Origin of the sequence: Salipiger marinus, assembly GCF_035481585.1 — a bacterium.
Classification (GTDB): domain Bacteria; phylum Pseudomonadota; class Alphaproteobacteria; order Rhodobacterales; family Rhodobacteraceae; genus Salipiger; species Salipiger marinus.
On the sequence record NZ_JAYKSL010000003.1, the window covers coordinates 38,801 to 56,166 of the forward strand.

At 66.0% G+C, this 17,366-nt stretch carries 15 protein-coding genes and 1 pseudogene; 10 read left to right on the forward strand and 6 right to left on the reverse strand.

Going from position 1 to position 17,366, the window contains the following annotated elements; all coding sequences use genetic code 11:
- Positions 1-96 precede the first annotated feature (96 nt).
- Complete coding sequence (mutT, locus tag VK682_RS04920; protein WP_230796050.1) at positions 97-498, forward strand: 8-oxo-dGTP diphosphatase MutT; 402 nt, start codon at positions 97-99, stop codon at positions 496-498.
- A gap of 165 nt (positions 499-663) precedes the next feature.
- The gene (locus VK682_RS04925) at positions 664-792 is read left to right on the forward strand and encodes a hypothetical protein (RefSeq protein ID WP_269061977.1); all 129 of its coding nucleotides are present in this window, start codon (positions 664-666) and stop codon (positions 790-792) included.
- Between the two features lie 145 nt (positions 793-937).
- Here the strand turns inward: VK682_RS04925 and infB are convergent, their stop codons facing one another.
- From infB to rimP, 4 genes are read right to left on the reverse strand one after another with little or no spacing between them, the layout of a single operon-like run.
- A complete protein-coding gene (gene infB, locus VK682_RS04930; RefSeq protein WP_230796049.1) occupies positions 938-3,469 on the reverse strand; it encodes a translation initiation factor IF-2 in 2,532 nt (843 codons plus the stop codon).
- Positions 3,459-4,133 (reverse strand): RNA-binding protein, encoded by a 675-nt coding sequence (locus tag VK682_RS04935; RefSeq protein WP_089843924.1) that lies wholly within the window; start codon positions 4,131-4,133, stop codon positions 3,459-3,461. The genes infB and VK682_RS04935 overlap by 11 nt, the downstream gene beginning before the upstream one ends.
- Positions 4,134-4,140: 7 nt before the next feature.
- Complete coding sequence (gene nusA, locus VK682_RS04940; RefSeq protein WP_230796048.1) at positions 4,141-5,760, reverse strand: transcription termination factor NusA; 1,620 nt, start codon at positions 5,758-5,760, stop codon at positions 4,141-4,143.
- A 4-nt stretch (positions 5,761-5,764) separates the two neighbouring features.
- Positions 5,765-6,358, reverse strand: coding sequence for a ribosome maturation factor RimP (gene rimP, locus VK682_RS04945; RefSeq protein ID WP_089843918.1), 594 nt, complete (start codon positions 6,356-6,358; stop codon positions 5,765-5,767).
- Positions 6,359-6,563: 205 nt separating this feature from the next.
- Here rimP and VK682_RS04950 point away from each other — a divergent pair, with 205 nt between their 5' ends.
- Entirely contained in the window at positions 6,564-7,565 is a 1,002-nt protein-coding gene (locus tag VK682_RS04950) for a zinc-binding metallopeptidase family protein (protein ID WP_324781523.1), read from the forward strand.
- Here the strand turns inward: VK682_RS04950 and VK682_RS04955 are convergent.
- Together VK682_RS04955 and VK682_RS04960 are read right to left on the reverse strand one after the other, a co-directional pair.
- A complete protein-coding gene (locus VK682_RS04955) occupies positions 7,533-8,987 on the reverse strand; it encodes a sensor histidine kinase (RefSeq protein WP_324781524.1) in 1,455 nt (484 codons plus the stop codon). The genes VK682_RS04950 and VK682_RS04955 overlap by 33 nt on opposite strands.
- Positions 8,984-9,712 (reverse strand): response regulator transcription factor, encoded by a 729-nt coding sequence (locus tag VK682_RS04960; RefSeq protein WP_324781525.1) that lies wholly within the window; start codon positions 9,710-9,712, stop codon positions 8,984-8,986. The genes VK682_RS04955 and VK682_RS04960 overlap by 4 nt, the downstream gene beginning before the upstream one ends.
- Positions 9,713-9,879: 167 nt before the next feature.
- Between VK682_RS04960 and VK682_RS04965 the strand changes: the two genes are divergently transcribed.
- The 7 genes and pseudogenes from VK682_RS04965 to VK682_RS04995 all read left to right on the forward strand — a co-directional run.
- Positions 9,880-11,124, forward strand: a complete 1,245-nt coding sequence (locus tag VK682_RS04965; RefSeq protein ID WP_230796047.1) for an ABC transporter substrate-binding protein — start codon at positions 9,880-9,882, stop codon at positions 11,122-11,124.
- 66 nt (positions 11,125-11,190) lie between these two features.
- On the forward strand, positions 11,191-12,063 hold the full coding sequence (locus tag VK682_RS04970) for a carbohydrate ABC transporter permease (protein WP_089843906.1): 873 nt from the start codon (positions 11,191-11,193) through the stop codon (positions 12,061-12,063).
- Positions 12,056-12,958, forward strand: coding sequence for a carbohydrate ABC transporter permease (locus tag VK682_RS04975; protein WP_089843902.1), 903 nt, complete (start codon positions 12,056-12,058; stop codon positions 12,956-12,958). Before VK682_RS04970 ends, VK682_RS04975 begins: the two co-directional genes overlap by 8 nt.
- A 5-nt stretch (positions 12,959-12,963) precedes the next feature.
- The gene (locus VK682_RS04980) at positions 12,964-14,049 is read left to right on the forward strand and encodes an ABC transporter ATP-binding protein (RefSeq protein ID WP_089843899.1); all 1,086 of its coding nucleotides are present in this window, start codon (positions 12,964-12,966) and stop codon (positions 14,047-14,049) included.
- A gap of 143 nt (positions 14,050-14,192) precedes the next feature.
- Positions 14,193-15,665: an aminotransferase class V-fold PLP-dependent enzyme gene (locus tag VK682_RS04985; protein WP_230796046.1), complete on the forward strand. Its 1,473-nt coding sequence runs from the start codon at positions 14,193-14,195 to the stop codon at positions 15,663-15,665.
- 203 nt (positions 15,666-15,868) lie between these two features.
- Positions 15,869-16,957 carry an ABC transporter substrate-binding protein gene (locus VK682_RS04990; RefSeq protein WP_380716248.1) on the forward strand — a complete coding sequence of 363 codons (1,089 nt, stop codon included), beginning with the start codon at positions 15,869-15,871 and terminating at the stop codon, positions 16,955-16,957.
- 98 nt (positions 16,958-17,055) lie between these two features.
- Positions 17,056-17,366, forward strand: a pseudogene (locus VK682_RS04995) (acriflavin resistance protein); the annotation flags it as partial.

Consider the following 17,366-nt stretch of genomic DNA (forward strand, 5'->3'; position numbering starts at 1 on the left):
CCCCCCCCCCCCCCCCCCCCCCCCTACTTCGTGCCGCGCCTCCGGCGCGAGGGGCAGAGCCCCTCGCCTGTCCTCCCGCTGGCAAAAGGCCCTCCCATGACCAAGATCGTTCTCGTCTCCGCCGTGGCCCTGATCGACGTGGAGGGGCGGGTGCTGCTGGGGCAGCGGCCCGAAGGCAAATCCATGGCCGGGCTCTGGGAATTTCCCGGCGGCAAGGTCGAGGCCGGGGAGACCCCGGAGGCCGCGCTAATCCGCGAGCTGCACGAAGAGCTGGGCATAGAGACATGGTCAAGCTGCCTTGCGCCGCTGACCTTCGCCTCGCATGCCTATGACAGCTTCCACCTGCTGATGCCGCTTTTTGCCTGCCGCAAATGGCAGGGCGTGCCGCAGTCGCGCGAAGGGCAGGCGCTGAAATGGGTGCAGGCGCGCGATCTGGCGAGCTATCCCATGCCCCCTGCGGACATTCCGCTGATCCCGATCCTGCGCGACTGGCTCTGATCCAAAGCGGCAAAGTCCAGACTAAAGTCTTAATGAACAAGATTAAGGCGAAAAAAAACCGTGATCTGCTGCGAAAAGCGACAGTTCTGCGACATATTTCTATAGTTTCGTTAACGTTTCCGTCCTACCTTGAAGGGGTCATCGGCTTTTTTGAGGGAATCGAACATGTTGCGCACCATCGTTCTGGGAACCTGCGTTTCGGTGCAGGGTATCCTCGAGAAGAAACTTCCGGACGGTCGTATCGCTGTCCGCGTCGGCAACCGCGTGGTCACCGGCACCCCGGTTTCTGCCTGATGTGACAGGGCTTTGGCCCGTCACACAGCCCGCATCTCGGAACAGAAAAAGGGAAGGCGAAAGCCTTCCCTTTTTTAATGTCTGCGGGGCAGGGCCCCGATAGGGTCGCTGTCCCGGCCAGATCAGGGCCGGGACGGGGCGGGGATCAGAGCGTGCGCTCGACCTCTTCCCGCTCGAAGATTTCGATGACATCGGAGGGCCGGATGTCGTCATAGTTCTCGAAGGCCATACCGCATTCCTGACCGGACTGGACCTCGGACACTTCGTCCTTGAACCGCTTGAGCGTCTTGAGCGTGCCTTCGTGGATGACCACGTTGTCGCGCAGCAGACGCACCCCGGCAGAGCGGCGTGCCACCCCTTCGGTCACCAGACAGCCCGCGACCTTGCCCACGTTGGAGACCTTGAAGACCTCCTTGATGGTGGCGTAGCCGATGAAATGCTCGCGGATTTCGTTGGACAGCAGGCCGGAAGCCGCCGCCTTCACGTCATCCACCAGATCGTAGATCACCGAATAGTACCGGATCTCCACACCCTTCTGGTTGGCGGCACCGCGCGCCGGGGCATTGGCCCGGACGTTGAAGCCGATCACCGGGCAACCCGACGCTTCGGCAAGGCCGATATCGGTTTCGGTGATGGCGCCCACGCCGGAATGGATGACCCGCACCCGCACTTCGTCGTTGCCGACCTTTTCCAGCGCCTGAACGATCGCTTCCGCCGAGCCCTGCACGTCCGCCTTCACGACGACCGGCAGTTCCGAGACGCTCTGATCGTCCTTGGCCTTCTTCATCAGCTGTTCCAGCGTGGTGGCAGCACCCGCCGCCGCGCGCTTGTCCTTGGTGACCTTGGCGCGATATTCCGCGATCTCGCGGGCCTGCGCTTCGGTTTCCACCACGTTCAGCACGTCGCCAGCCTCGGGGGTGCCGTTCAGACCCAGCACCTCCACGGGAACCGACGGCCCCGCTTCCTTCACGCGCTCGCCCTTGTCGTTGATGAGCGCACGGACCTTGCCGTACTGCTCGCCCACGACAAAGATGTCGCCCTGCCGCAGCGTGCCGTTCTGCACCAGAACGGTGGCCACGGGACCGCGACCCACATCCAGCTGCGCCTCGATCACGGCGCCAAGGGCGGCGCGTTCGGGGTTGGCCTGCAGTTCAAGGATCTCGGCCTGAAGCGCGATGGCTTCCAGCAGGTTGTCGAGCCCCTTGCCGGTCTTGGCGGAGACTTCCACATCCTGCACGTCGCCGGACATTTCTTCCACGACCACTTCGTGCTGCAGCAGATCGGTGCGGACCTTCAGCGGGTTCGCCTCGTGCTTGTCCACCTTGTTGATCGCCACGATCATCGGCACCTTGGCCGCTTTCGCGTGATTGATCGCCTCGATGGTCTGCGGCATCACCGCGTCATCCGCAGCCACCACCAGCACCACGATATCCGTCACCTGAGCCCCGCGGGACCGCATGGAGGTGAAGGCGGCGTGGCCCGGCGTGTCGAGGAAGGTCAGCACGGCGCCGTCCTTCGTCGTCACCTGATAGGCGCCGATATGCTGGGTGATCCCGCCAGCTTCACCGGAGGTGACGCTGGTGTTGCGGATCGCATCCAGCAGCGAGGTCTTGCCGTGGTCCACATGGCCCATGATCGTGATGACCGGGGGGCGGGTGTGCAGATCTTCGGGCTTGTCCCGCGCGGTCTGGATCACGTCTTCGACGTCGGCATCGGACACGCGGGTAACCCGGTGGCCAAATTCTTCGATCACCATTTCTGCGGTGTCGGCGTCGAGGCTCTGGTTCTGGGTCGCCATGATGCCCATCTGCATCAGCGACTTGACCACATCGGCCACGCGTTCGGCCATCCGGTTGGCCAGTTCGGCCACCGTGATCGCCTCGGGCAGCTGCACGTCGCGCACCACCTTTTCGCGGTTCTGCGTGCCCATGGCCTTCTGACGCGCGCGCTCCTGCTTGCGCTTCATGGCAGCCATGGATTTCTGCCGGCCGCCTTCGCCGCCAAGCGCCTGATTCAGCGTCAGCTTGCCCGCGCGGCGTGCGCCGTCATCGCGGGTCCGGGTCGACCGGCCGCGTTCTTCACGTTCGCGATCCGCCTTGCGCTGCGGCGTAGGTCCGGGCGCAGCTCCAGGAGCCCCCGCCGGACGCGGCGCGGCAGAGCTTGCCGGTGCGCCCGCATCCGACTTGGCGGCGGGACGTGCCGCAGGTGCGGCAGCGGCAGCTTCGGCGCGCTTGGCGGCCTCGGCTTCCTCGCGCTTGCGGCGCTCTTCCTCTTCCGCTTTCAGGCGGGCCTTTTCTTCGGCCTCGCGCTGTTCGCGCTCTTTCTGTTCCTTTTCGGCGCGCATGCGCTCACGCTCTTCAGCGCGCGCCTTTTCATCGGCCGCGCGCTGTGCGGTCTCTTCGACCTCGCGGGCCTTGGCGGCCTGCAGCGCCCGCAGCCGACGTTCCATCTCCGCGTCGGAGATCCCCGCCGGACGGTTGCCGCCCGATCCGCCTTGCGATCCGCCCGAGCCCTTGGCGCCGTTCGCGGCACCGGGTTTGGGCACCACGACGCGCTTGCGCTTGGTCTCCACCACGACGTTCTTGGTCCGTCCGTGGCTGAAGCTCTGCTTCACATTCCCCGAACGGGGTCCGCCGCCGCGCAAACCCAAAGTCTTCTTGCCGTCGTTATCGCTCATTCAGCTTCTCTTGTCCTTTCCGGCGGCCCTTGCCGCCCGCGGCAGCCCCTGCTGCCGTTGCCGCGTCTGCCATTGCGACGCGCAGGCCCTTCAATCGTTGGGCCTCGTCTACAACACGTTTGGTGAGTCCACCAGCGCCAAGCGCCGCATGTATCACCTTTTCCCGGCCAAAGGCCAGCCCAAGTTCGTCTGCCGTCAGCCACCCGATGTAATTGCCCCCGTAGGGCGTGCTTAATTTGGATTTGCCACGGCTTGACCCGTCTTCGGCCTGAATGAGCACGCGCGCGTCCTCCCGGGCCAGCCAATCCTTCACCTTTTCATAGCCAGAAACCGCCACGCCGGATTTCCGGGCAAGGCTCACCAGTTCCACCACGCGTTTGGCCAGCATCTCCTCGATCAGATCCGCCAGCCGGTCGGGCACCGTCACCGGTGCCTTTGCGGCGCGGGCAAAAAGTCCCTTGCCCGCCGCCTTGTCCAGTGCCTTCCGCTCCGCCGCGACCCAGATTCCCCGGCCCGGCAGCTTGCCGGCAAGATCGGGAACGATCTGGTTGTCGGGACCGACCACGAAGCGGATCAGTCCCGTCGCGGGCGCAGACTCGCCGGTGGCGATGCAGCGCCGTTCGGGGCCGTCTTCCCTGTCTTTGTCTACACCACCACGGCTCATCTGGGAATCAGGCCTCCGCCTTGTCTTCGGCTGCGGCCTCCGCCTCGGCAGCGGCCTGAGCCACCATGTCCTCGGGATCGACCCAGCCCAGCATGACGCGGGCGGTCATGATCATGTTCTGCGCTTCTGCGAGGTCGACGGAGAATTTCTCCAGCAGGCCCTCGTCCTTGGTGCGCTGGCCGTCCACCGTGGTCCAGCCTCCGGCCAGTTCCCAGTCGGCGCAGGTGGCGAAGTCTTCAAGCGTCTTGATGCCATCTTCGGCCAGTGCCTCCACCATCTGGGGTGTCAGGCCCTCGAATTCAACCAGGCTGTCCTCCACACCCAGTTCGCGGGCATGTTCCAGCGCCTTGCGGGCCTGCTCTTCCAGATGCTCGCGGGCGCGGGTCTGCAGTTCGTGCGCGGTGTCCTCGTCGACGCCGTCGATCACCAGCAGTTCGTCCTGCTCCACATAGGCCACCTCTTCGAGGTTGGTGAAGCCTTCGGCGACCAGAAGCTGCGCGAAGAATTCGTCCAGATCCAGCGTGTCCATGAACAGCTGGGTGCGCTCCTCGAATTCCTTCTGGCGGCGCTTGGATTCTTCTTCCTCGGTCATGATGTCGATGTCGAGCCCGGTCAGCTGGCTGGCCAGACGCACGTTCTGGCCGCGGCGACCAATGGCAAGGCTCAGCTGCTCGTCCGGCACCACGACTTCGATGCGCTCGGCATCTTCGTCCAGCACCACTTTCGACACTTCGGCAGGCTGCAGCGCGTTCACAAGGAAGGTCGGCACATCCTCGTTCCACGGGATGATGTCGATCTTTTCGCCCTGAAGCTCGTTGACCACGGCCTGCACGCGGCTGCCGCGCATGCCGACGCAGGCGCCGACAGGGTCGATGGAGCTGTCATAGGAGATGACGGCGATCTTGGCGCGCGAGCCCGGATCCCGGGCCACGGCCTTGATCTCGATGATGCCGTCATAGATTTCGGGCACTTCCATCTTGAACAGTTCGGACATGAATTCCGGCGCGGTGCGCGACAGGAAAATCTGCGGCCCGCGGGCCTCGCGGCGCACGTCCTTGACATAGCAGCGGATGCGGTCGCCGGGGCGATAGCTTTCGCGGCCGATCTTCTCGTTGCGGCGCAGGATCGCCTCGCCGCGGCCCACGTCCACGATGAGGTTGCCATATTCCTCGCGCTTGACCTGACCGTTGATGATCGTGCCCTGACGGTCCTTGAATTCCTCATACTGGCGGTCGCGCTCGGCTTCGCGGACCTTCTGCAGGATCACCTGCTTGGCCGACTGCGCGGCGATGCGGCCCAGATCGACGGGCGGCACTTCCTCTTCATAGACATCGCCCACCTTGGGCTCCGCCATGTACTGCCGCGCCTGCTTGACGGTCAGTTCCGACTGGTAGTTCTCCAGCGCCTCGTCCTCGACCACGGTGCGCACGCGGGTAAAGGTCGCCCGGCCGGTGCGGCGGTCGATCTTCACGCGGATGTCCATTTCGGAGCCGTAGCGGCTCTTGGCGGCCCGGGCGAGGCTTTCCTCCATCGCTTCGATGACCAGACCGGGGTCGATCATCTTTTCGCGCGCGACGGCTTCGGCGGTCTGCAGAAGCTCCAGCTGGTTGGCAGAGGTGATCGCCATGTCTTTAGTCCTCCTGAGCGGCCGCGTCGTCGGCCTCGATGTCGTCGAATTGGGTTTCGTCCACTTCCTGCGCCTTGCGGGCGCGGAGCATGTCGCGGATCAGGTCGTCGGTCAGCACCAGCTTGGCATCCGACAGCCAGTCAAAATCGAGCCCGATGGTCTGCACCTCGCCGCCCTCGCTTTCGGGGTCGATGTTCAGCAGCACCTCGTTGCCCTCGACGCCGGCCAGCACGCCGCGCCAGCGCTTGCGGCCCTCGATCATCTCGGCGGTCTCGATCCGGACCTCATAGCCTTCGAACGTGTCGAAATCCTTGAGCCGGGTCAGCGGGCGGTCGATGCCGGGGCTCGACACTTCCAGCGTATAGGCGTCGATGATCGGATCTTCCACATCCAGCGTGGCCGAGACGGCGGTGGAGATGCGCGCGCATTCATCCACCTCGATCCCGCCTTCGGGACGTTCGGCCATGATCTGCAGCGTGGGTGTCTTGCCGCCCATCAGCCGGATGCGCACAAGTTCAAACCCCATATCCTCTAGAACGGGGGTCACGATTTCAGCCAGACGCCGGTCGATGGCGGTTTTGGCGATGAGCTCGGTCATGTGGGTCCGATCCTTGGAAACAAAAAGACGGGCGCGCGGCCCGTCGATGGTTCCCGGTGGGCTTCGGTCAGGGACCGACGCGCCGCTGTTGAAACGGGGATATACGCGCGGCGTCACGATTCCGCAAGGCCCTTTGCCGGACCGGGTGTATGGAACCGAAAGGCCATGGCCGCCGTTCGTTGGCGGGCCTTCAAAGGACATCATGATGCAAGTCTTCCGCTGCCCCGCCTGCCGGGCCACGCTTTATTTCCACAACACCGCCTGCACCTGCGGGCAGCCGGTGTGGTTCGATCCCGACGCGCAGACCATGCGCGCCGAAGGGACGGACTGCGCCAACCGCGCCGAGATCGGCTGCAACTGGCTGGCCGAGGCCGGAGGGCTCTGCCGGTCCTGCGCGATGACCGAAACCGTCCCCGACCTGCGCGAACCCGACAACCTGCCGCTCTGGACGCGGGCGGAACTGTCGAAGCGACGGATGCTTGCCAACCTGTCGCGCTGGGGCTGGCTGACCCCGAACGATCCCGGCCAGCGCCCGGTGTTCCGGATGCTGTCGGAACAGACCGCCACGGGCGGGGCGAACGTGGTCATGGGCCATGCCGACGGGGTCATCACCATCAACGTGACCGAAGCCAGCGACACCGTTCTGGCCAAGCGTCAGGAACAGTTCGGCGAGCTTTACCGCACCATGCTGGGCCATATCCGGCACGAGATGGCGCATTTCCTGTTCCTGCGGCTTGCGGAACATCCCGGTTTCCTGCGGTCCTTCCGGGAGCTGTTCGGGGATGAGCGCGCCGATTACGCGGCAGCCCTTGCCGCGCATTACGAGTCGCCGGGCGCCCCGGGCGAAGAGCAGGTCACCAGCTATGCCTCTGCCCACCCGCACGAGGACTGGGCCGAGACGCTGGCGCATCTGCTGCATCTGGTCGATCTTACCGACAGCGCGGCCTCGGCGGGGCTGTCGCTGGCAGAGGCGCGGGCCAATGTGCCGGGCGGCGGCTATGACGCCTATGCCGAAGCGGACAGCGAGGCGCTGCTGACCCGCGCCATCACCCTGTCCATCGCGGTCAACCATGTGAACCGGGCGCTGGATCTGCCCGACATCTACCCCTTCGTGCTGAAGAAGGGGGTGCGCGAAAAGCTGGCCTTCGCCCATGGCCATCTGCGGCAGGGCGCGTCAGCTGCGGGCGATCTCCAGCCGGGCGCATAGCCCGCGCGCGCCGCGGTCGAAGGCCAGCCGCCCGCCATGCTGTTCGGCCACGGCGGCCACGATGGTCAGGCCCAGCCCGAAGCCTTCCGCCGTGGCCGCGTTCGGCCCGCGGCGGAAGGGCGCGATCAGCGCCTCGATCTCGGCGGGATCGCCGGGGCCCTCATCCTCCACGGTGATGATGGCGCTGTCGGCATGGGCCTCCAGCCCGACATGGGCGCGGCGGCCATATTTCAGCGCATTGTCCACAAGGTTCGACACCGCGCGCTGCAGGGACACCGGGCGCGCCACCACCAGCACGCGCCGCGCCTCGGGCAGCGATCCTTCGCCCGCGCGCGACATGAACAGCGACCGCCCGCCCCGCACCACGATGGGCTCGGCAGGCAGCAGGTCGACCGGGCGGCCCATGTCCTGATAATCGGCCACCAGCGCATCAAGAAGCGCCGACAGCGACAGCGCGCGCGGCACCTCCACGCTCAGTTCCGACCGGGTATAGGTCAGCACGCTTTCGATCATGCCGGTCATGCGGTCGATGTCGGTTTCGAACCGGGCGCGCAGCGCGTCATCCTCGATCAGCGCCGTGCGCAGGCGCAGCCGGGTGGCGGGGGTGCCCAGATCATGGCTGACCCCAGAGAGCACCGTCAGCCGCTGCGACAGCGCGGCGCGTTCGGATTCCAGATGCGCATTCACCGCTGCCACGATCTCGCGCAGCTCCTCCGGTCCTTCGGCCTCGTAACTGTCCGGCCCGCCCAGACGGCGGCGCCCCATAAGGCTGCGCGCGAAGATCTCGAACCCGCCGGTGACGCGGGCGACATGGCTCAGCAGCCCCGCCAGCGCCAGCACCGCCCCCAGCGCGCCGACCAGCCGGTAATCGCCCGGTGCCGCCCCGCAGCCCCAGACCGCGCGCCCGTCGATGCGCGTCCACAGCCCGTCCGGCGTGCGCGAAAACAGCACCGGTTCGCTGCAGAAGCTGGCCAGCAGCCGGGTGACCCGGCCAAATTTCTCTGCCGCGCCATGCGCCCCTGCCGCGTTCAGCGCCGCCACCGGATAGCGCAGGCTGTCCGACACGATGGCAAGGCTCAGCGCCTCGCCCGCCGGGGTGCCGGGCAGGTCGGGGCGGATGCTGACCTGCGTGACATAGGCAGGCTGCGGCGCGCCGGGCAGGCGGGCAAAGGCGCCCGTTTCGGCCAAGGCGACAAGCTCGGGGGGCAGGGGGCTGATGATGACCCCTGCAGGCGGGGTGGTGCCGTGGCGCAGGCTTTCCCATGTGGCGATGCCGCCGATTTCCGCCCGCGCCAGATAAGCCCGCCATGCATTGGCGGAGCCCAGCCACAGCAGCGCCGCCCCCAGCCCCAGACCGAAGGCCAGCGCCACCCAGATCATGCCGATGCTGCGCAGCCGCAGCCCGGGGCGGGGCGGGGTCACGCCTCCTCCGTGGTCACGTCTGTCGCCAGCACATAGCCCAGCCCGCGTTCGGTGCGCAGAAGCTGCGGATCGCGCGGGTTGCGTTCGATCTTGCCGCGCAGGCGGCCCACCAGCACGTCGATGGCGCGGCCCGGCTGGTCGGTCCCGTCTCCGGCCACATCCAGCGCCGCCGCGATCTCCTCCCGCGTCAGCGGGATGCGCGGATTGGCCAGCAGCACCTTCAGCAGCGCCGTCTCGCGCCGCGACAGCGCCACCTCGAACCCTTCGGGCGAGCGCACCTCGTCGCGCCGCGCGTCATAGACCCAGCCCGCGAAGCGGTAGGTTTCGGTGCGCCGCCGATAGGCCAGCGAGGGGGTGCGCTGCGCCCGGTGCAGCACGGCGCGCACCCGCGCGATCAGCAGATCGGGGTTGAACGGCTTCGCGATATAATCATCCGCGCCCACCTCATAGCCCGCCATGCGCTGGTGATCGGCGGACAGCGCCGAGACGAAGATCACCGGCACGTTCTGATCGCGGCGCAGCCTTGCGCAGATCTCGGTGCCGTTTTCATCGCCCAGCATCACGTCCAGCAGGATCAGGTCGATCCGCCCCGCCTCCAGATGGGCGCGAATCTCGGCCTCGGTCCCGGCGGGCAGGGCGGCAAAGCCGCTGCGGTGCAGGAAACGGGTCATCATGGACCGCATGTCCTCGTCATCGTCGACAACCAGCAGGCGGGGAATGGTCACGGGCAGGCTCCGGGGCAGGGCGGGGTCACGTCTGGGTAACAAGATGTAACAGAACTGCCGACAAAAAAGGCAAGCCCTCCGCCGCGACAGTTGCGCAAAGCCCGGCCGCTGACGCACTCTTTGCCGCACCGCCGCCTTGCCGGCGGCTGTCTTGGGAGGACAAGTTCATGAAACATACGACATTTGCGACCGCTTCGGCGGTGTCTCTTCTGCTGGCCGGAACGGCCCTTGCCGAGCCTCAGGCAGAGGTGCTGCATTGGTGGACCTCGGGCGGCGAGGCCAAATCCGTGGCCGTGCTGCAGCAGGAATTCGCCGACAATGGCGGCACATGGACCGACATGCCGGTGGCGGGCGGCGGCGGCGACGCGGCGATGACTGCGCTGCGGGCCCGCGTCCTGTCCGGCAACGCCCCCACGGCGGTGCAGCTGAAGGGCCCGGCCATTCAGGAATGGTATGAGGAAGGCGTGCTCGCCGACATTTCCGGCGTGGCCGAGGCCGAAGGCTGGGGCGATCTGCTGCCCGAGGCGCTGGCCGAGCACATGAAATGCGAAGGCACCTGGTGTGCCGCACCGGTGAACGTGCACCGCGTGGACTGGATCTGGGCCAATGCCGACGTGCTGGAGCAGAACGGCATCGAGATGCCCACCACATGGGACGAATTCAACGCCGCCGCCGAAAAGCTGCAGGCAGCCGGGGTGATCCCGCTCGCCCATGGCGGGCAGTCGTGGCAGGACGCGACCGTGTTCGAAACCGTGGTGCTGGGCCTTGGCGGGCCGGAGTTCTTCCGGTCGGCGCTGATCGATCTCGACCCCGAGGCGCTGGGCTCCGACACGATGGTGCAGGTCTTCGACCAGATGCGCACCATGCGCGGCTTTGTCGATGACAACTTCTCGGGCCGCGACTGGAACCTTGCCACCGCCATGGTGATGAATGGCGAAGCGGCATTCCAGATCATGGGCGACTGGGCCAAGGGCGAATTCATCGCCGCAGGCAAGGTGCCGGGCGAGGATTTCCTCTGCGGCTCCACCCCCGGGGACGGCTTCCTGTACAACGTCGACAGCTTCGCCATGTTCACCGTGGAAGGCGAGGACAAGATCGCCGGTCAGGACCTGCTGGCCAAGCTGATCATGGGCCCGAACTTTCAGGAAGTGTTCAACCTGAACAAGGGCTCCATCCCCGCCCGCACCGATGTCGCGCTGGATGACTTCGACATGTGCGCGCAGAAATCCTCCGAAGACATGACCGCCAGCGCCGACAGCGGCGCGCTGCTGCCGTCCTATGCGCATGGCATGGCGCTGCGCGGGGCGCAGGCCGGGGCGATCACCGATGTGGTGACCGCGCATTTCAACTCCGACATGTCGTCCGAAGACGCGGTGAAGATGCTCACCGACGCCGTCGCCAACTCCATGTAAGTCCGCGCGTCTGGCGCGCCCGTCCCGCCCCCGTTCCGGGGGCGGGGTTTTTTCGGAGGACCGACAATGACCAAATGGTTCGAGACCCATCTGCCCAAGATGGTGCTTGCCCCCTCGTTCATCGCCGTGCTGATCTTTGTCTATGGCTTCATCGCATGGACGGCGTGGGTCAGTTTCACCCGGTCAAAGCTGCTGCCGCGCTATGATCTGGACGGCGTGATCCAGTATGAGCGGCTGTTCGCCAGCCCGCGCTGGGACACCGCGATGAACAACCTGTTCCTGTTCGGGGCACTGTTCATCGGCATCGCCATGGTGCTGGGGCTGGCGCTGGCCATCCTGCTGGACCAGCGCATCCGCATCGAAGGCGCGATCCGCACCATCTATCTTTACCCCATGGCCCTGTCGATGATCGTCACCGGCACCGCGTGGAAATGGATCCTCAACCCCGGTCTGGGGATCGAGGCGACGGTGCGCGGCTGGGGCTTCGAAAGCTTCACCTTCGACTGGCTGGTGAACCCCGATTTCGCCATCTACACCATCGTGCTGGCCGCGATCTGGCAAAGCTCCGGCTTCGTGATGGCGCTGTTCCTTGCCGGGCTCCGCTCCGTCGACGGCGAGATCATCAAGGCCGCGCAGGTGGACGGCATCCCCACATGGCGCATCTATTCCGCCATCATCATCCCGTCGATGGCGCCGATCTTCCTGTCGGCCTTCATCGTGCTGTCGCACCTCGCGATCAAGAGCTTCGATCTGGTCATCGCGCTGACCGGGGGCGGCCCCGGCTATGCCACCGATCTGCCCGCCACCTACATGTATGCCATGGCGTTTTCCCGCGGCGACATCGGTCAGGCGGCAAGCTCTGCCATGATCATGATGCTCGTCGTCTTCGCGATCGTGGTGCCTTACCTCTATTCCGAACTGAGGGCGAAGAATGACTGATCTTGCAGCTTCCGCCACCCCCGCCGCGCGCCCCCGTCGCGGGGCCGGGCGCATCGCGCTGCGCTGGGGGCTTTACCTCCTGCTCTGCCTCTTTGCGCTCTATTATCTGTTGCCGCTTTTCGTGATGGTCACCACCTCGCTGAAAAGCCTTGATGAAATCCGCTCCGGCAGCCTTGTGGCCCTGCCGCGCGACATCACCTTCGAGGCGTGGCGCACCGCGTGGTCCGGCGCCTGCACCGGCATCCAATGCGAAGGCCTGCGGCCCTATTTCTGGAACTCCGTGCTGCTGGCGGTGCCCGCCGTGCTGATCTCCACCGTGGTGGGGGCGCTCAACGGCTATGTCGTGGCGCAGTGGCGGTTCCGTGGCGCCAACATCATCTTCTCGCTGATGCTGTTCGGCTGCTTCATCCCGTTTCAGGTGGTGCTGCTGCCCATGGCGCGGCTGCTGGGGCTGATGGGCATCGCGGGCACCATCCCGGGGCTGATCTTTGTCCATGTCATCTATGGCATCGGCTTCACCACGCTGTTCTTCCGCAACTACTACGTCACCATCCCGTCGGAACTGGTGAAGGCGGCCAAGGTGGACGGGGCGGGGTTCTTCCGCATCTTCTTTGCCATCTTCATGCCGCTGTCGCTGCCGATCCTCGTGGTCTCGGTCATCTGGCAGTTCACCCAGATCTGGAACGACTTCCTGTTCGGCGTGTCCTTCAGCTCGGCCGGCACCCAGCCCGTCACCGTGGCGCTGAACAACATCGTCAACTCCACCACCGGCGTCAAAGCCTACAATGTCGACATGGCCGCCGCGATCATCGCGGCCCTGCCGACGCTGCTGGTCTACATCGTCGCCGGGAAATATTTCATCCGCGGGCTTACCGCCGGTTCGGTCAAAGGATGACGCCCATGGCTCCCATTCTCGAAATTTCCAAGCTCCGGAAAAGCTACGGCTCCACGGAGATCCTCAAGGACATCAACGTGTCCATCGACAAGGGCGATTTCCTTGTCCTTGTCGGGCCTTCGGGCTGCGGCAAGTCCACCCTGCTCAACTGCATCGCGGGGCTGGAGCCGATCACCGGCGGGTCGATCCTGATCGACGGGCAGGACATGACCCATGTCAGCCCCAAGGACCGCAACATCGCCATGGTGTTCCAGAGCTACGCGCTTTACCCCACCATGAGCGTGGCCAAGAACATCACCTTCGGCATGAAGGTGCGCGGCGTGGATCAGGCGACGCAGGACCGCAAGCTGCGCGAAGTGGCGCAGCAGCTGCAGATCGAGGCCTATCTGAACCGCCGTCCGGGCCAGCTTTCGGGCGGGCAGCGGCAGCGGGTGGCCATGGGCCGGGCGCTGGTGCGCGATCCCAAGCTGTTCCTGTTCGACGAGCCGCTGTCCAACCTCGACGCCAAGCTGCGCGTCGAGATGCGGTCCGAGATCAAGAAGCTGCATCACCGGCTGGGCGCGTCGATCGTGTACGTGACCCATGACCAGATCGAGGCGATGACGCTGGCCACCAAGATCGTGGTGATGAAGGGCGGCGTGATCCAGCAGATCGGCACCCCGCAGGAGATCTACAACCGCCCCGCCAACCTCTTCGTGGCGGATTTCATGGGCTCTCCGGCGATGAACCTGATCCCGGCGCGGGTGCGCGGCACGCAGGTGGAAATCGACCGGCCCGGCGCCGCGCCGATCCTGCTCAGCGATCCCAAGGTGGCGGGCCTGCCGGAAAACGTGATCCTTGGCCTGCGTCCCGAAGACATCGCCGAAGCGGGCTATCGCGCCGGGTCGGACGTGCAGCAGGCGGCCTGCCAGATCGATCTGGTCGAACCGGCGGGGGCGGACACCTATGTCGTCTCCACGCTGGGGGGCAAGGCGGTGACGGCCCGGCTGCATACCGAAACCCGCGCCGCACCAGGGGAGTCGCTGGATCTGGCCTTCGATCTGGGCAAGGTGTCCTATTTCGAACCCGACAGCGGGCGGCGCCTGAACTGAGGGCATAAGAAAAAGATCTGCGCAGGGGCGGCGGTGTCTATCAGATGACCCGTTTCTGCGCAGATCACGGTGAAGAAGGTGAGGTTTTGGCGCTTTCATCGGGATAACCTGTCCGCGCACAGACCGCAGGACCGGAGCCCGACATGCCGAATGACCGCGCCACCTTCACGCAGACCACCGCCCTTGGCCGCTTTGCCCTTGCGATGCGGCAGGGCGATCCGCTGGCAGCGCTGCGCGCCGGTCTGATCGGCGAAGGGATGGACTTCGACACGCCCTTCGGCACGAAACGGATGATCTATGCCGATTACACCGCCTCGGGGCGGGCGCTGCGGCAGGTCGAAGAGTTCGTGATGACCGAAATCCTGCCCATCTATGCCAACAGCCATACCGAGGCGTCGCATTGCGGGCGCGCCATCACCCGGATGCGCGAAGAGGCGCGCGGCATCATCGCGCGCGAGATGAACGCGGGGCCCGGCTGCCATGTGATCTTTGCGGGCAATGGTGCCACGGCGGGCATCAACCGCATCGTGGGCCTGCTGCGCCTGCGCGACCGGGTGGCGGCAGGCGAGGATATCCGCGTGCTGATCGGCCCTTACGAGCATCATTCCAACATCCTGCCATGGCGCGAAAGCGGGGCGCAGGTGGCAGAGATTCCCGAAGCGGCGGAAGGCGGCGTGGACATGGACGCGCTGGCTCAGGCGCTGGCGCAGACCAAGGGCGCCGATCTGGTGGTGGGGGCGTTTTCGGCGGCGTCCAACGTCACCGGGCTGCTGACCGATGTGGACGCGGTGACCCGCGCGCTAAAGGCTGAGGGCGCGCTGGCGGTCTGGGATTACGCCTGCGCCGGGCCCTATGTGGCGATGGACATGTCGCCCGCGCCCGACGCGCAGAAGGATGCCATCGTGCTGTCGCCGCACAAGTTTCCGGGCGGGCCGGGGGCTTCGGGGCTGGCGGTGATCCGTGACACGCTGGTGCAGACGACACGGCCCACCGCGCCGGGCGGCGGCACGGTGTCTTTTGTGTCGCCATGGGATCACATCTATTCGCCCCGGGTCGAAGCGCGCGAGGAGGCGGGCACCCCCAACGTCATCGCCGACATCCGCGCGGCGCTGGCGCTGCTGGTCAAGGCCGCCGTGGGCACCGACACCATCCACGCGCGCGAGGAAACGCTGCGGGCCCGCGCGCTGGACCGTCTGGGCGCGCTGCCCGGTCTGGATCTGATGGGCGCGCCCGAAGGGCGGCGGGGTCTGCCGATCTTTTCCTTCCAGATCCACGGCGCCTCTGGGCGGGTGCATCACCAGCTGGTGACGCGGATGCTGTCGGATCACTACGGCGTGCAGGCGCGGGGCGGCTGCGCCTGTGCGGGCCCCTATGCGCATCGGCTGATGGGGCTGGACGCGCCCGCCTCCGGGGCGCTGATCGCGCGGCTCGCGGCGGGGGAGGAACTGGCCAAACCCGGCTGGACACGGCTGAACCTCAGCTACTGCCACAGCGACGCGCAGGTGGAGGCGATCCTGTCGGCGCTCTGCGATCTGGCGGCGCGGGCCGACACGCTGGCGCAGGATTACGAGGCCTGCCCGGTCACCGCCCGCTTTCACGCCCGCCCCGCCGCCTGACCCTGTTCCCCGGCGCCGGATCCCGCTCCGGCGCCGCGCGTCCCCAAAGGCTTTTGTTGCAAGCTTGCAGATTTCGGGCAAATCTGCCCGGGGCAGGGCTTGGCTCTGTCACGAGACTGTCAAGGTAACAGCATAAACGCGCGACAGTGCCCGGGCGGGACTGAACCGGCGTCCGGGGAAAAAGGGACATTATCATGAAATCGATGAACTGGCTCGCGGGTATTGCCGCGCTGCTGTCGACCACCTCCATGGTGCAGGCGCAGGATCTGGCGGCGCTTGAAGCTGCCGCCAAGGAAGAAGGCATGCTGACCACCATCGCCCTGCCGCACAGCTGGTGCGGCTATGGCGAGGTGATCGCGGGCTTCAAGGCCAAATATCCCGAGATTGAAGTCAACGAACTGAACCCCGATGCGGGCTCCGCCGACGAACTGGAAGCCGTGCGCGCCAACAAGGGCAATACCGGCCCGCAGGCGCCCGACGTTCTGGACATCGGCCTGTCCTTCGGCCCGCAGGCCAAGGAAGAAGGGCTGCTGCAGCCCTACAAGGTCTCGACATGGGACGAGATCCCCGAGGCGATCAAGGATCCCGAAGGCTACTGGTATGGCGATTATTACGGCGTCATGTCCTTCATGGTGAACAAGGATCTGATCGACACCACCCCCGAGGACTGGTCCGATCTGCTGAAGCCGGAATATGCGGGTTCGGTCGCGCTGGCGGGGGATCCGCGCGCCTCGAACCAGGCGATCCTTGCGGTTCTGGCCGCTGGCATGGCCAATGGCGGCGCCGCCGGTCAGGACGCGGGCGAGAAGGGTCTGGAATTCTTCAAGCAGATGAACGAGGCCGGTAACTTCGTGCCCGTCATCGGCAAGGCCGGCACGCTGGCACAGGGCGCCACCCCCATCACCATCATGTGGGATTACAACGCGCTGGCCGCCCGTGACACGCTGAACGGCAACCCGCCGGTGGATGTGGTCGTGCCGAAAACCGGCGTTCTGGCCGGTGTCTATGTTCAGGCGATCTCGGCCCATGCGCCGCACCCGAACGCCGCCAAGCTGTGGATGGAATACATCTACTCCGACGAAGGCCAGAACCTGTGGCTGAAGGGCTACTGCCACCCGGCGCGCTTCAACGCGATGGCCGCCGATGGCAAGATCCCGCAGGAACTGATCGACGCGCTGCCGCCCGCCGAGGCCTATGAGCAGGCCTATTTCCCGACGCTGGACGAGCAGGGCGCGAACAATGACGCCGTGGTCGGCGGCTGGGATTCGGTCGTGGGCGCCAACGTCCAGTAAGCCAATGGACCGGGGGCCCGCGCGGGCCCCCGTTTCCCGTCCGGGACGGTGCCGTGGCGGGCCCTGTTCCTTCCGTCCCGCCCCGACCGGATGATCCCGTGACCGAGCAGTCCCCCCCTCCGCCCCGGCGGACCTTCCACCTGAATCTGAACTGGCTGGGCGTGATGCCCTTTGCCCTGTTCGTGCTGCTGTTTCTGGTCATGCCCACGATGAAGATCGTGGTGGGCGCGTTCCAGCGCCCGGATGGCAGTTTCACCTTTGCCAATATCGCCGGGCTGTTCACGCCATCGATCCTGTCCTCCTACTGGATCTCCATCAAGATTTCCGTCTCTTCCGCCGCGATCGGCTGCCTGATCGGCTTCCTGATGGCCGCCGCCATGGTGCTGGGCGGCCTGCCGCGGGGGGGGGG

What these genes read in the sequence shown, in the direction of transcription:
- VK682_RS04925 (WP_269061977.1), top strand. Translation starts at nt 664, where the DNA reads ATGTTGCGCACCATCGTTCTGGGAACCTGCGTTTCGGTGCAGGGTATC.
- VK682_RS04965 (WP_230796047.1), top strand. Translation starts at nt 9,880, where the DNA reads ATGAAACATACGACATTTGCGACCGCTTCGGCGGTGTCTCTTCTGCTG.
- VK682_RS04985 (WP_230796046.1), top strand. Translation starts at nt 14,193, where the DNA reads ATGCCGAATGACCGCGCCACCTTCACGCAGACCACCGCCCTTGGCCGC.
- VK682_RS04935 (WP_089843924.1), bottom strand. Translation starts at nt 4,133, where the DNA reads ATGAGCCGTGGTGGTGTAGACAAAGACAGGGAAGACGGCCCCGAACGG.
- VK682_RS04950 (WP_324781523.1), top strand. Translation starts at nt 6,564, where the DNA reads ATGCAAGTCTTCCGCTGCCCCGCCTGCCGGGCCACGCTTTATTTCCAC.
- nusA (WP_230796048.1), bottom strand. Translation starts at nt 5,760, where the DNA reads ATGGCGATCACCTCTGCCAACCAGCTGGAGCTTCTGCAGACCGCCGAA.
- VK682_RS04980 (WP_089843899.1), top strand. Translation starts at nt 12,964, where the DNA reads ATGGCTCCCATTCTCGAAATTTCCAAGCTCCGGAAAAGCTACGGCTCC.
- VK682_RS04990 (WP_380716248.1), top strand. Translation starts at nt 15,869, where the DNA reads ATGAACTGGCTCGCGGGTATTGCCGCGCTGCTGTCGACCACCTCCATG.
- rimP (WP_089843918.1), bottom strand. Translation starts at nt 6,358, where the DNA reads ATGACCGAGCTCATCGCCAAAACCGCCATCGACCGGCGTCTGGCTGAA.
- VK682_RS04975 (WP_089843902.1), top strand. Translation starts at nt 12,056, where the DNA reads ATGACTGATCTTGCAGCTTCCGCCACCCCCGCCGCGCGCCCCCGTCGC.
- infB (WP_230796049.1), bottom strand. Translation starts at nt 3,469, where the DNA reads ATGAGCGATAACGACGGCAAGAAGACTTTGGGTTTGCGCGGCGGCGGA.
- mutT (WP_230796050.1), top strand. Translation starts at nt 97, where the DNA reads ATGACCAAGATCGTTCTCGTCTCCGCCGTGGCCCTGATCGACGTGGAG.
- VK682_RS04970 (WP_089843906.1), top strand. Translation starts at nt 11,191, where the DNA reads ATGACCAAATGGTTCGAGACCCATCTGCCCAAGATGGTGCTTGCCCCC.